Source organism: Mycobacterium talmoniae (assembly GCF_001854525.1).
Lineage (GTDB): Bacteria > Actinomycetota > Actinomycetes > Mycobacteriales > Mycobacteriaceae > Mycobacterium > Mycobacterium talmoniae.
In genome coordinates, this window is record NZ_MLQM01000009.1 from 1 (window position 1) to 13,089 (window position 13,089).

The following is a 13,089-nucleotide window of genomic DNA, read 5'->3' on the forward strand; positions in this document are numbered from 1 at the left end:
CCCCGGGCACCCCACCCATCAGCAGCCCACGGCCGCCGTGGGTGCGCATCAGGTGGTAGGCGCCGACCTGGGCCGACAACCGGCCGGCGACCTCGCTCATCGGGGCCAGCAGTGGCAGCGCGCCGCGGGCGGTCTGCACCGTCTCGTAGGCGATCGAGGTGGTGCCGGCGGCCAGCAGCGCCTCGGTGCACGGCCGGGAGGCCGCCAGGTGTAGGAAGGTGAACAGGGTCTGTCCGCGGCGCAGCAGCGGGTATTCGCTGGCGATCGGCTCCTTGACCTTGAGCAGCAGGTCCGCCTCGCCCCACACCTGCTCGGCGGTGCCGATCAGGCGCGCGCCGGCGGTCTTGAAATCGGCGTCGCTGATCGCCGATCCCTCGCCGGCGCCGGTTTGGATGAGCACCTCGTGACCGCGTCGGGTCAGTTCGGCGACGCCGGCCGGGGTGATGGCCACCCGGAACTCGTTGTTCTTGACTTCCGCCGGAATCCCGACACGCATACCTCCATTGTGAAGAAAGTTCCGGGCATCGCCAGTCACATTCGCCACTTGTGCACCGGTCGGCGACGCGGGCCTGGTTAAGCTCGGCGACATGAGCGACGTGGCCGGCCCACCCTCCGTGTCCGCCAGCGTGCAGATCAACGCCAGCCCGGAGTCGGTGTACGCGCTGATCACCGACTTAGCGGTGCTGGCCGACCTGGCCGAGGAGGCGGTCGCCATGCGGTGGCGCGACGGGGATGCGGCGCGGCCGGGCGCGGTGTTCACCGGGGAGAACCGCCACGGCACCCGACGCTGGAGCACGACCTGCACCGTCACCGCCGCCGAACCCGGCCGCACCTTCGGGTTCGACGTGCGTGCCGCGATCATCCCGGTGGCGCACTGGCGCTACGAGATCACCGCCGTCGACGACGGCTGCCGGGTCACCGAGAGCACCTGGGATCGGCGGCCGGGCTGGATTCGGGGCATCACCCGGTGGACCACTGGGGTCAGCGACCGCACCGCCGCCAACACCGAGCACATCCGACTTACCCTGCACCGCCTCAAACAGCGCGCCGAAGCCGCCTGAGCCGCCGCGGCACGGCATCGCTAATTCCAGGTACCCGCGGTACCGTGATCTTCCCTCATGCGCGGGCAACGGCTATACTTACTAGCCAGTAATGTCTATATCGACGACAAATCAAGCATATTTGTAAACTCGGGTGGGAGGTCATGATGCTCACGGTTGATGATCGGGCGGCGGGCCCGCACGACGCCTCCCTCGATCACGAACGCATCGTGTTAGAGGCGCGCGACGTCAAGTTCGACTGGTCGACCCTGCCCGTGCACTATGTGCCGAACGAGCCGTTCAGCACCCATTTCTGCAATGTGCTGCACCTGCTGTTGCCGGCTGGCGAGGAGTTCTTCGTCGAGCTGTTCAAGCAGGCGCTGCCGCTCATCGCCGACGACCAACTGCGGCTGGATGTGCAGGGCTTCATCGGCCAGGAGGCCACCCACGCCCAGGCGCACACCGGCGTGGTCGACTACTTTGCCGCCAAGGGCATCGACATGTCGCCGTTCACCGACCAGGTGCACTGGTTGTTCGAGAAGCTGCTGGGCGACCGGCCCTGGTGGAGCGAACGCCGGCAACAGAAGTGGATGCTGGAGCGGGTGGCGCTGGTGGCGGCCGTCGAGCACTACACCGCGATCCTGGGGGAGTGGGTGCTGGACACCCCCGAACACGACGCGCTGGGCACCGATCCGGTGATGATGGACATGCTGCGCTGGCACGGCGCCGAAGAGGTCGAACACAAGGCCGTCGCCTTCGACGTGATGAAGCACCTCAAGGCCGGCTACTGGCGGCAGGTCCGCACCCAGCTGATCGTCACCCCGCTGATGCTGTGGCTGTGGGTGCGCGGGCTGCGGTTCATGTACTCGGTGGACCCGGAGCTGCCGCCGGGCACCAAACCCCGTTGGCGGGACTGGTTTATCGCGGCGCGACGCCGTTTGGTCCCCGCACCGTTCGAGTTCATCCGGGTGATCGGCGCCTACTACAAGCCGAGTTTTCATCCGTCCGAGCTCGGTGGGGTAGAGCGCGCCGTCAACTATCTGGCGATCTCGCCGGCCGCCCGTGCCACCCACTGACAGGAACCCGATGAGTCGCGGTGGCGACGCTGCAGAACGACGTCCTGAGGAGGAGCGCCGCCGATGAGTAGAGTGACCGCGTCGGACGGTGTCACCCTCGCGGTACACCGCTACACCGAGATTGATGCGGCCCGGCCCACCATTCTGGCGATTCATGGTTACCCGGATAACCACCACGTGTGGGATGGGGTGGCCGAGTGCCTCGGTGGGCGCTATAACTTTGTGGCTTATGACGTGCGGGGGGCTGGGGAGTCGTCGGCGCCGGCGGGCCGGTCGGGGTACCGGTTCGGCCAGCTGGTTGATGATCTTGGTGCGGTGATTGCGCATTTGGGGGTCGACACCGTGCATTTGTTGGGGCATGACTGGGGGTCGATTCAGGGTTGGGCGGCGGTCACCGACCCCGCCCTGATGCCGAAAGTCGGGTCGTATACGTCGATTTCGGGTCCGCATCTGGATTACGGCGGCGCGTTCTTGCGGTCGCCGCGGCGCCCGCGCGGGGTGGTCGACGTCGCCAAACAGGTGCTGGCGTCCGGCTATATCTGGCTGTTTTTGACTCCGCGGCTGCCCGAGGCGCTGTTCGGTTCCGGGTTGGGCGGCAAAGTTGTTGACGCCTTGGAGCGCATCGGGCGCTCGAGCACCCGCACCCAACACCGCAGCGTGCCCCGCAGCCGCGGCGACTACCGCAATGGCCTGAACTTGTATCGGGCCAATATGCCGGCACCACTACTGTCACCGGCGACGCCGCTGCCGTCGACCACCGTGGCGGTGCAGGTGCTGGCGCCGCGCCGCGACATCTTCGTCACCCCCGCGTTGCAGCGGTTCACCGGATCCATCCCGTCCGGTGGCCGGGTGGTGTCGATCGAGGGCGGGCACTGGGTGGTCACCGCGCGCCCTGACGTGATTGCCCGGTTGACCGCCGAATGGGTGGACCGCGCCGAGGCCGGCGTCGCGTCGGTCGAGGCGACCGAGGTCGGCCCCGGCCGCCGGGATGTGCGGGGCACGCTGGCGTTGATCACCGGCGCGGGTGCCGGGATCGGGCGGGCCACCGCGGTGGAGCTGGCCCGCCAGGGCGCCCGCACCGTGATCATCGTGGACCGCGACCGCGCTGGCGCCACCGAAACCGCCCAGGCCGTGCGCGCCGCGGGCGCGCAGGCGGCGGTGTATCAGGTCGACGTCACCGACGAGAAGGCCATCAATGACCTTGCCGCCCAGGTGGCCACCGAGCACGGGGTGGTCGACATCCTGATCAACAACGCCGGCATCGGCATGGCGGGCCGGTTTTTGGAGACCACCCCCGAGCACTGGGACGCCATCTTGGGGGTCAACCTGCGCGGGGTGATCAACGGCAGCCGCGCGTTCGCCGCGCAGATGGTGCAGCGCGGCCAGGGCGGCACCATCATCAACGTGTCCTCGGCGTCGGCGTACCTGCCGTCGAAATCCATGGTCGCCTACAGCACCACCAAAGCCGCCGTGCTGGCGTTCAGCGAATCGCTGCGCGCCGATTTGGCCGACGACGGCATCACCGTCACCGCGGTCTGCCCCGGCTTCGTCAACACCAACATCGCCAAAACCACCGTCTACGCCGGCATGAGCGCCGAACAGCAAGACCGCGCCCGCGCCAAAGCCGACGCCGCTTACCGACGCCGCAACTACACCCCCGAAGCCACCGCCAAAGCCATCGTCAAAGCCATCCGCACCGGCCCACCCGTAGTGCCCATCGCCACCGAATCCAAACTCGGCTACGCCATGCGCCGCATCAGCCCCACCACACTACGACTCCTCGCCCGCTACGACATCCGCCAAAACTAAAACCCACCATGTCCCAACAGATTTGGAAAACCCGGCCCACCGACCTGTACGGGCGTCGCAAACACGACCGGTTCTACGCCGCGTTATACGGTGCCGTGCAGCTGTTCGGCGGCTTCGCGAAAGTCTCGCGCTGGGACCCGTCGCGGGTGACGCCGGTGCGGCGCACCATCGCCGCGACGGTCACCAAACGCGAAATGCTCACCCCGGACGTGGTGGCGCTGACGTTGGCCGACCCGCAGGGTGGACTGCTGCCGTCCTGGACGCCCGGCGGGCACATCGACGTCCAGCTGCCGTCGGGCCGGCGCCGCCAGTACTCGCTGTGCGGCCCGCCCGGGCGGCGCACCGACTACCGCATCGCGGTGCGGCGTCTGGCCGACGGTGGCGGCGGGTCGATCGAAATGCACGACAGCTACGCCGAGGGCGACACCCTGCTGTTCGAAGGGCCCCGCAACGCGTTCTACCTCGGCACCGGGGAGCACGACGTGCTGTTCGTGATCGGCGGCATCGGGGTGACGCCCATCTTGCCAATGCTGGTGGAGGCGCACGCTCGCGGAATCGACTGGCGCGCGGTGTATGCCGGACGCAGCCGGGGTGACATGCCGCTGCTGGATGAGGTGCTGGCGGTGGACCCGGACCGGGTCACCGTGTGGGCCGACGATGAGCGCGGCGGGTTCGCCGGCACCGCGGACCTGCTGGCCGACGCCGGCCCGACGACCGCGGTGTACGTGTGCGGGCCGGCCGAGATGCTGGAGGCGGTGCGCATCGCCCGCGACGAGCACGCCAACGCGCCGCTGCACTACGAACGGTTCAGCCCGCCCCCGGTGGTGGACGGCGCGCCGTTCGAGGTGGAGTTGGCCCGCTCGCGGCGGGTGCTGGCGGTGCCGGCGGATCGCTCGGCGCTCGACGTCATGGTCGACGCGGATCCCACCACCCCGTACTCCTGCCGGCAGGGGTTCTGCGGCACCTGCAAGGTCAAGGTGCTGGCCGGCCAGGTGGATCGGCGCGGCCGCGTCGCCGAGGGCGACGACGAGATGCTGGTCTGTGTCTCGCGGGCCGCCGACGGCCGGGTGGTCCTCGACGCCTAAGCCCTACCCGGCGAGCGTGCGCAAATGTACGCAAAACCGCTGCAAGACTGGCATTTCGCGCACGTTCGCGACCGGTGAGGCCGCGGACAGGCGAGTCAGGCGACGAACAGGTCGTGCAGGATGTGCAGCCCCAGCAGGTGATTGTGGATCTTGTCGTGCTCGTTGGCGGCGGCGTTGTCGGCGGGCACCTCGGTCAAAAACCGGCGGGTGCGGTTCGGGGAGCAGATCCCCCCCGCGGCGATCCGGTCCGGGCTCAAGTACCGGTCGGTCAACCGGGACAGCCGCGCCGACTGGGTCATCGAGCGATGCGCGGGCGGCGCCATGAACGCGAATTTGCGTTTGCGGTACAAGAAGTCGGGCATCGCGTAGCGCAGCGCTTCGCGCAGCACCCACTTCTCGGTGCCCTCCCGGATCCGCAGGCCCGGCGGCACCCGCACCGCCGTCTCGGCGACCCGATGATCCAGCAGCGCCGGCCGGGTCTCCACGGCGTGCGACATGTCCATCCGGTCCCCGCCCCAGCTCAGGATCTGCCCGTCCAGCATGGTTTTGATCCAGCTGTACTGCGCCTTATCCAGCCGGCCGCGATGCTCGAGCTGACCCGGATCCAGGCTTTGCGCCACCGCCTCCAGCGGGTCGTAGCCGCCGAGATCCTCGAGCAGCCCGTCGGCCAGCAGCGGTTTGACCCGATGCCAGGCCGACACCCACGGCTGCACCCAGCCCGGGGTGAAGCCCATAACCCGGTCGAAGCCCGGATGGCGCTGCGGTTGGGCCGCCAGGATCGCCCCGACGAACAGGTCATCGGCCGGGTTCAGCTGCCCGGAGGCGTGGTCGAGGGCGAACGCCGGGTAGCCGGCGAACAACTCGTCGGCGCCCTCCCCGGAGAGCACCGCGCGGAATCCCGCGGCATGGGTGGTTTGGCTGAGCAGCATCTTGGCCACCCCGAGCGTGTTGTAGAAGGTCCGCTCGCTGTGCCACACCGCCCGCACGTAGTTGTCGTCGTAGAGTTGGCCCTCCCCGATGCGCCGAATCTGCAGCTGGGCGTCGTTGTGTTCGGCGACCTTGGTGGCGATGTCGGACTCGTCGTAGGCGGGATCCTCGAAACCGATCGTGAACGCCTGCGGGGAGGTTTGCGCCACCGCGCTGGCCATCCCCAAGATCGCGCCGCTATCCATGCCCCCGGACAGGTATTGGCCCACCGGGACATCGGCCTGAATGCGTAACGCGACCGCGTCGGTAATCGCCGACCGCACCGCCTCGACATGCTGCTGCGGTTCGAGATCATCCCATTCGCCGTCGTGCGGGAAATCCAGGTCCCAGTACCGCTGGGTGCGGACCCGGAACCGGCCGTCGCACCGGTCGACCACCACCAGGTGGCCGGGCCGCACCGATTCGATGCCCTCGAATGCCGTGGAGCCGGGCACCATGACCTGGACCAGCTGGTTCACCGCGGCCGACCGCGACAGCCGACGCGGCACCGCCGGATGCTCCAACAGCGCCTTGGCTTCCGACGCCCAGCCCACCATCTCGGTGCCCGGGTGGAAAAACAGTGGCCGCACCCCGAACCGGTCCCGGACCAACACCAGCCGGTCGCGGGCCAAATCGACGAGGGCGATCGCGTATTCGCCGCGCAGATGCTGCACGAAATCCAACCCGTAGCGCCGGTACAGGGCTAGCACCAATTCGCTGTCGGATTTGGAGTGAAAGCTTTCGCCGGCCGCGGTCAGTTCGGCCCGCATCCGCTGGAAGCCGTAAATCTCGCCGGCGACGGTCGCCACGACGTCGCCGGCGGCCGCCGACAGCGGCTGTTTGCCGCCGGGGCTGAGGTCGTTGATCGCCAACCGGACATGCCCCATCGCCAGCCCCGACTCGGGGTGCAGCGCGGTGCCGGGACCGTCCGGGCCGCGATGCCCCAGGGTGTCGGTCATGCGGTCGACGATGTCGGGCGCGTCCGGCCCGAGCCGTTGCAGAGTCCAGAATCCTGTTATGCCACACATACAGTCAGATTTCGTTACCTAACGCGTCGCGCCGACCGCTGATCGCCAGCAGTAAGGCTTGTCGGACAAACACCGCACCCGCGGCTTGGTCGAAATACAGGTTGTGGGGTGTGTCGTCGAGGTCGGTTCCCAGCTCGTCGTGCCGCGCCAGCGGATGCATGACGACCGCACCCGGCTTGAGGGCGGTGCTGGAGTCGACGCGGTACTTCGGCTCCAGTTCGCGATACTTGTGTCCCTCCAACCCGAGCGAGTTCTGGTAGATGACATCGAATTCCGGTGCGTTCGCAGCGAATTCGGTGGTGCACCGGTACTCGATGCGCTGCTGGTCCAGCAGCGCCGCGACCTCATCATCCAGCGGTTGCGGATCGTCGGAAATGATGGTGATGTCGCGGACACTCGTGCAGAAGTGCCGGGCGCCCATCAGCAGGAAGCTGCGCAGCGAGCGCATCCGGCGCGGCGCCCCGAGGATGCCCAGCGAGAGCCGGTCGCCGCCGGTGCACCGCTCGGCCAGCTGGGGACGCCATTTCACCAGCGCATACCAGTCCGCGATGGCCTGGGTGGGGTGTTCCCGGCGGCCGTTGCCGCCGTTGATCAGCGGGGTCGTCATGCCGTGCGCGCGGATGTCCTCGATCACACTGTCCGCGAAGTGGCGCAGCACCACGATGTCGGCGTAGGCGTCGAACATGATCCCGGTGTCGGCCAGCGATTCCCCTTTGTCCACGCTGGTGTGTTCCGCGTCGGGGATGCTGATCACCGAGGCGCCCAGCCGGTGGGCGGCCGATTCGAAGGAGAGTCGGGTCCTGGTGCTGGGCTCGAAGAACGCGGTGAGCACGATCGTCCCGTGCAGCGCGTCGGTGGCCGTCACCCCGCTCTGCAGCCGCGCGGCAACCGAGAAGAGGTCGAAAAGCTCACGCGTGGTCATATCCAGCGCCGAGACCACGGTCCGGCCGGACATCTGATCGAACTCGGCCGAGACGTCTTTGGCCAGCGGTCTTGGGTCGGTCACTCGACGGCCGACGGCGGTCGGCAATTCGGCCAGGGTCATTACAGTCTCCCCACGCGTGGACTCAAACCTGCTTAGCGGTGACTTAAGTGGACAATCCTTCGGTCAATGAGTCGCGGCCCGAAAGCAATACCCGGTGGCGGCGGTTCTCACACCCGAGCGGGTCAAAACCCCGGATGACCAGGCTAAATGCCGGGCGGGTCGACTGGTGATCAGGGACGCAGGTACCGCGGTGCCCGGGGTGGCGGCCACACTGCTGCATCTCCTCCTGTGTACCGGCAATCGGTGACGTTGTCCATGCCCGGCTAGTCTCTAACCCATGCGAGTGGGAGTGTTGGGCGCCAAGGGCAAGGTCGGCGCGACGATGGTGGCGGCCGTGGAGGCCGCCGAGGATCTGACCCTGTCCGCGCAGGTCGACGCCGGTGACCCGATGGGCCTGCTGACCGACAGCGGCACCGAGGTGGTGATCGATTTCACCCACCCCGACGTCGTGATGGACAATCTGAAATTCTTGATCGACAACGGGATTCACGCCGTCGTCGGCACCACCGGCTTCACCGCGCAGCGGCTGGACCAGGTGCGGTCGTGGTTGGACGCCAAACCGGGTACCGCGGTGCTGATCGCCCCCAATTTCGCGATCGGTGCGGTGCTGTCCATGCATTTCGCCGCCCAGGCCGCCCGCTTCTATGAATCGGTGGAGGTCATCGAACTGCATCACCCGCACAAGGCCGACGCCCCGTCGGGCACTGCCGCTCGGACCGCTCAACTGATCGCTGCGGCCCGAAAAGACTTGCCGCCCAACCCCGATGCCACCAGCACCGGTCTGCCGGGGGCGCGCGGCGCCGATGTCGACGGCATCCCCGTGCATTCGGTGCGGTTGGCGGGGCTGGTCGCTCACCAGGAGGTGCTGTTCGGCACCGCGGGGGAGACCCTGACCATCCGGCATGACAGCCTGGACCGCACCTCGTTCGTGCCCGGGGTGTTGCTGGCGGTGCGCGGCATCGCCGAGCGTCCCGGCCTCACCATCGGCCTAGAACCGCTGCTTGACCTGCAATGATCCCACGCAGCGTGGGGACCCAGCTGCTGATCGCCTTCATGTGCCTGGCGATGCTGCTGTACCTCGGGCTGCTCGGCCGCATCGCGGTGCTCATGATCAGCTCCGGGCGGGCCGCGGCCGTCGGTCTGGGTGTGGCGCTGCTGGCCCTGCCGGTGATCGGGCTGTGGGCCATGATCGCGACCCTGCGGGCCGGGTTCGCCCACCAGAAGCTGGCCCGGCTCATCGCCGAGGACGGGCTGGAGCTCGACGTCAGCGCGTTACCGCGCCGGCCGTCCGGTCGCATCGAGCGGGACGCGGCCGACGCCCTGTTCGCCACCGTCCGTGACGAACTGGACAGCGACCCGGAGAATTGGCGGCGCTGGTATCGGGTGGCGCGGGCCTACGACTACGCCGGGGACCGGCGCCGCGCCCGGGCGGCGATGAAAAAAGCCGTCGAGCTGCAGGGACGCGAATGACGAAATCGCTGCTGATCGTGCATCACACCCCGTCGCCGTACTGCCAACAACTGTTCGAGGCGGTGCTGTCCGGCGCCACCGACCCCGAGATCGAGGGCGTGCAGGTGGTACGTCGGCCCGCGTTGAGCGTCTCCCCGGCCGACATGCTGGACGCCGACGGTTACCTGCTGGGCAGCCCGGCCAATCTGGGCTATGTCAGCGGCGCCCTCAAGCACGCCTTCGACGTCTGTTATTACCCGATCCTGGATTCCACCCGGGGGCGACCGTTCGGGCTGTACCTGCACGGTAACGAGGGCACCGAAGGGGCCGAGCGCGCCGTCGACTCGATCACCACCGGGCTGGGTTGGACGAAAGCCGCGGAATACGTGCTGGTTTCGGGTAAGCCGACCAAGAACGACCTCGAGGCGTGCTGGGAACTCGGTGCGACGGTGGCCGCCCAGCTGATGGGGTAGGACCTTACGGGTCGATGTGGGTCGGCGGGTCATAAAACGGGTGGACGATGTGCTCCACGTTCGGCCCCATCAGGTGACAGTCCGGCTGGGAGTACGGGTCGCCGGGCGGGGCGGAGTAGACCACGCAGCGTCGCCACGAGCCATCGGGCAGGATGGGGCCGTCGCACTTCGGGGTGCCGGGGAACAGCAGCAACTGGGCGTCGATGCATCCCGCGCTGGCCGTCGGCGCCGACACGATCAGCCCCCCGCCCATCAGCACGCCAACCAGTCCGGCGAAGATGTATCGCTTCACGGTTCCGCCCCTTCCCGCGTGATCGCTGGCGCGCCGCCCAGCACGGCTGGGCAATGAGACTACCTCCGGTGCGCCCGTCGTTGGCGGTGTTTGCTATCCGCCGATGTGGTACGGCGGCAGGCCGGCCCCGAAGTCCGGGTTGGTGTTCAGGTCGACGACCCAGCAGGCCTCGCGAGCCGGCAGGAAACGGCCCTTACCGATGTACAGCGCGCCTACCGCGCTGCAGCGTTTGAACGTGTTGTCCGGGCGGATCGGGCCGTCGCAGACGGTCCCGAGGTCCTGGTTCTCACACCCGGCACCCGGATCGGCGCGCGAGGCGGGGGCGGTGATCAGCGCAGCGACGGCGGCTCCGGCGGCAATGACGCCCGCCGCCCCGGCGGCGATGCGGTGACGGCGGTATGCGGATGACATGGTGTCCCTCCCGCCCGATGGATGGTGGCGGATACGGAACCGGTCACAATGCGGCCTGTTCAGCGTCTCTACCTGGTGGTATACGCCGACTTTTGCGCCACGTCCAGTAGGCGAGCCGGGCGACCCGCGGCGGTGGTATACAGCTCGGATGGCCGACCGACCGTGGAACATCAACATTCACTACGATCGGCTGCTCGATGCCCAGGTGTCGCCCACCGCGCGGCGGGTTCTCGACGTCGGATGCGGCGACGGATTCCTCGCCGCCCGGCTGTCCCGCCGGGTGCCGCGGGTTACCGCGATGGACCTCGACGCGCCCGTCCTGGAGCGGGCCCGGGCCCGGTTCCCGGCGCTGCCGGTCGACTGGGTCCACGCGGACATCATGACCGCCGACCTGCCCGCGCGGGGCTTCGATGCGGTGGTCTCCAACGCCGCCCTGCATCACCTCGAGGACACCCGGGCCGCGTTGCGGCGGCTGGGCTCGCTGGTGAGCCCCGGCGGCGTCCTCGCCGTGGTGACCTTCGCCAAACCGTCGCTGCGGGAGGCGGCCTGGCACATCCCGGCGTGGATCGCCAGCGGGGTCGTGGTCCGGGTGCGAGGCAGCTGGCAGCATTCGGCGCCGATCAAGTGGCCGCCGCCGGAGACGCTGGCGCAGCTGCGCGACCACCTGCGGGCCACGTTGCCCGGTGCCCGCATGCGGCGGCTGCTCTATAACCGGGTGCTGATCACCTGGCGGGCAGCCCACTGAATTTGGCCGGGGTCGGGGGCGACTTTGGTTGTGGCCCCGAGGCGATCATGATCCCGCGCGGCGGGCGAGTTTGGCGGGTTGGTCGATGAAGATGGTTTTGCCGCTCCGCCGGATCCAGCCGCGCTGGGTGAAGTCCGCCAGCGCCTTGTTGACGGTTTCTCGTGAGGAGCCCACCAGCTGAGCGAGTTCCGTTTGGCTGAGCGCGTGATCGACCCGCAGCGTGTCGCCCTCGCGCGCGCCGAACCGCATCGCCAGGTCCAGCAGTTGCTTGGCCACCCGCCCCGGCACATCGGTGAAGATCAGGTCGCACAGGGTGTTGTTGGTGCGCCGCAGCCGACGCGCCAAGACCCGCAGCAACTGTTCAGCGATCTCGGAGCGCTCGACGATCCAGGCCCGCAAGGCGTGACGGTCCATCGTCACCGCGCGGACCTCGGTGAGGGTGGTGACCGTCGAGGTTCTCGGGCCGGGGTCGAACAGCGCGAGTTCGCCGAAGATGTCGGCGGGGCCCATCAGCGTGATCAGCGTTTCCCGGCCGTCCGCGGTCTTGCGGCCGACCTTGATCCTGCCCGCCAAGATGACGTAGAGCTCATCGCCGGGCTCGTTCTCGACGAATACCGTGTGGCCGGGCGGGAAAGTGACCTGCTGCAGGTGGCTGATCAGGGCGGCCGCGGCTTCGGGAGTGACGCCCTGGAGGATGCCGGACCGCGCCAACGCGTCGTTCATCTGGTCCCTTTCCACACCGCGCGTCATAACCCACCGTATTGCGGGCAGTAGGCGGTCTCGGCGGCGCGCACGACGAAGTCCGCCTGCGGTTCCAGCGGCAGCTGCAGCGCGTCGGCGACGGCGCGCAGCGCCGCGAGCCGGGCAAACCCGGGTTCCCCGACAGCCACCCCGGACAGGTCGTCGCAGGCGGTGTGACCGGCCGCGACCAGCTGATTTGGGTCGCCGGTAATGCCCTGGCCGGCGAGGGACTGCAGAAACGCGTCGTCGTCGGTGCCGGCCGTTGCGACGGCCGGCGGGCCGACCACGACGGCCAGCACGGCGCCGACCGCGCAGACGCATTTCTTCACCGGCGGTACTCCGATCGTCTCGCGGCCACGATGCCACTGTATTGCGGCCCGCTGCCGCGACCCTGGCAACCCGCTTGTCGAAGTAGTTGGTGCACGTCGGACACGGTCGTAATGTGGCGCGGGGACCGAACGGAAGGGGACGACGCGACCATGCCGGGTTTGGCCAGCATTGTCATGGGCACCGCACCCGTCGCCGGCGGGGCGCTGCTCGGGGTGGTGGCGGGAAACTTCAAGGGCCCCGATATCCGCGCCATGATCAAACAGGACCTCGATCTGCTCGACCGGATACCGGAGCAGCAACAGCAGCGGCGTGCGGATCTGCAGCGCACCATCGACGGCCGCATCGATGATCTGGTGGCGACGTTCGACCGCGGTCGGGCACTGCGGGCGATGGCGACGTCCCTGCACGGCGATTGGCGCGACATCGTGCTGTTCGTGTGCGCCGTGCTGTTCACGCTGGTGTGGTGGAACGTGGATCACGAGCGGGCCAGTTGGCTGCCGATGTTCGTCGTGATGGTCCTGGCGTCGGCGGTGACGGCCCTCTACGCGCTGCGCGGCACCTGGCGAAGCCTGTCCGCGCTGCTGCGCCGAGACGGGTAG

General features: G+C 68.5%; 16 protein-coding genes. 9 read left to right on the forward strand and 7 right to left on the reverse strand.

Annotated features, from left to right (window positions below; translation table 11 throughout):
- Positions 1-496: alanine dehydrogenase (locus BKN37_RS03405; RefSeq protein ID WP_423212755.1), on the reverse strand; the 496-nt coding region annotated here is incomplete at its 3' end.
- Positions 497-587: 91 nt separating this feature from the next.
- Between BKN37_RS03405 and BKN37_RS03410 the strand changes: the two genes are divergently transcribed.
- From BKN37_RS03410 to BKN37_RS03425, 4 genes are all read left to right on the forward strand, one after another.
- On the forward strand, positions 588-1,061 hold the full coding sequence (locus tag BKN37_RS03410; protein WP_071021477.1) for an SRPBCC family protein: 474 nt from the start codon (positions 588-590) through the stop codon (positions 1,059-1,061).
- A 146-nt stretch (positions 1,062-1,207) separates the two neighbouring features.
- Positions 1,208-2,116: a metal-dependent hydrolase gene (locus tag BKN37_RS03415; protein WP_071021668.1), complete on the forward strand. Its 909-nt coding sequence runs from the start codon at positions 1,208-1,210 to the stop codon at positions 2,114-2,116.
- Between the two features lie 63 nt (positions 2,117-2,179).
- Positions 2,180-3,925 (forward strand): SDR family oxidoreductase, encoded by a 1,746-nt coding sequence (locus BKN37_RS03420; protein ID WP_071021480.1) that lies wholly within the window; start codon positions 2,180-2,182, stop codon positions 3,923-3,925.
- An 8-nt stretch (positions 3,926-3,933) separates the two neighbouring features.
- Positions 3,934-5,010 carry a PDR/VanB family oxidoreductase gene (locus BKN37_RS03425; RefSeq protein ID WP_071021484.1) on the forward strand — a complete coding sequence of 359 codons (1,077 nt, stop codon included), beginning with the start codon at positions 3,934-3,936 and terminating at the stop codon, positions 5,008-5,010.
- A 95-nt stretch (positions 5,011-5,105) separates the two neighbouring features.
- On the opposite strand, the gene asnB is transcribed toward BKN37_RS03425, so the two are convergent.
- Positions 5,106-7,004 (reverse strand): asparagine synthase (glutamine-hydrolyzing), encoded by a 1,899-nt coding sequence (asnB, locus tag BKN37_RS03430; protein WP_071021487.1) that lies wholly within the window; start codon positions 7,002-7,004, stop codon positions 5,106-5,108.
- A 4-nt stretch (positions 7,005-7,008) separates the two neighbouring features.
- The gene (locus BKN37_RS03435; protein WP_071021492.1) at positions 7,009-8,049 is read right to left on the reverse strand and encodes an aspartate/ornithine carbamoyltransferase family protein; all 1,041 of its coding nucleotides are present in this window, start codon (positions 8,047-8,049) and stop codon (positions 7,009-7,011) included.
- Between the two features lie 277 nt (positions 8,050-8,326).
- Here BKN37_RS03435 and dapB point away from each other — a divergent pair, with 277 nt between their 5' ends.
- From dapB to BKN37_RS03450, 3 genes are read left to right on the forward strand one after another with little or no spacing between them, the layout of a single operon-like run.
- A complete protein-coding gene (gene dapB, locus BKN37_RS03440; RefSeq protein WP_071021496.1) occupies positions 8,327-9,064 on the forward strand; it encodes a 4-hydroxy-tetrahydrodipicolinate reductase in 738 nt (245 codons plus the stop codon).
- Positions 9,061-9,519, forward strand: coding sequence for a hypothetical protein (locus tag BKN37_RS03445; RefSeq protein WP_194074221.1), 459 nt, complete (start codon positions 9,061-9,063; stop codon positions 9,517-9,519). Before dapB ends, BKN37_RS03445 begins: the two co-directional genes overlap by 4 nt.
- Positions 9,516-9,971, forward strand: coding sequence for a flavodoxin family protein (locus BKN37_RS03450; RefSeq protein WP_071021499.1), 456 nt, complete (start codon positions 9,516-9,518; stop codon positions 9,969-9,971). Before BKN37_RS03445 ends, BKN37_RS03450 begins: the two co-directional genes overlap by 4 nt.
- Before the next feature lie 4 nt (positions 9,972-9,975).
- Here the strand turns inward: BKN37_RS03450 and BKN37_RS03455 are convergent, their stop codons facing one another.
- Positions 9,976-10,263, reverse strand: a complete 288-nt coding sequence (locus BKN37_RS03455; RefSeq protein WP_071021503.1) for a CDGP domain-containing protein — start codon at positions 10,261-10,263, stop codon at positions 9,976-9,978.
- Between the two features lie 93 nt (positions 10,264-10,356).
- Complete coding sequence (locus BKN37_RS03460) at positions 10,357-10,674, reverse strand: CDGP domain-containing protein (protein ID WP_071021506.1); 318 nt, start codon at positions 10,672-10,674, stop codon at positions 10,357-10,359.
- Between the two features lie 148 nt (positions 10,675-10,822).
- Between BKN37_RS03460 and BKN37_RS03465 the strand changes: the two genes are divergently transcribed.
- Complete coding sequence (locus BKN37_RS03465) at positions 10,823-11,419, forward strand: class I SAM-dependent methyltransferase (protein WP_071021510.1); 597 nt, start codon at positions 10,823-10,825, stop codon at positions 11,417-11,419.
- A gap of 45 nt (positions 11,420-11,464) precedes the next feature.
- On the opposite strand, the gene BKN37_RS03470 is transcribed toward BKN37_RS03465, so the two are convergent.
- Positions 11,465-12,142, reverse strand: a complete 678-nt coding sequence (locus BKN37_RS03470; RefSeq protein WP_071021512.1) for a Crp/Fnr family transcriptional regulator — start codon at positions 12,140-12,142, stop codon at positions 11,465-11,467.
- Positions 12,143-12,165: 23 nt separating this feature from the next.
- Complete coding sequence (locus BKN37_RS29030) at positions 12,166-12,489, reverse strand: DUF732 domain-containing protein (protein ID WP_071021515.1); 324 nt, start codon at positions 12,487-12,489, stop codon at positions 12,166-12,168.
- Between the two features lie 150 nt (positions 12,490-12,639).
- Between BKN37_RS29030 and BKN37_RS03480 the strand changes: the two genes are divergently transcribed.
- Complete coding sequence (locus BKN37_RS03480) at positions 12,640-13,089, forward strand: hypothetical protein (protein ID WP_071021675.1); 450 nt, start codon at positions 12,640-12,642, stop codon at positions 13,087-13,089.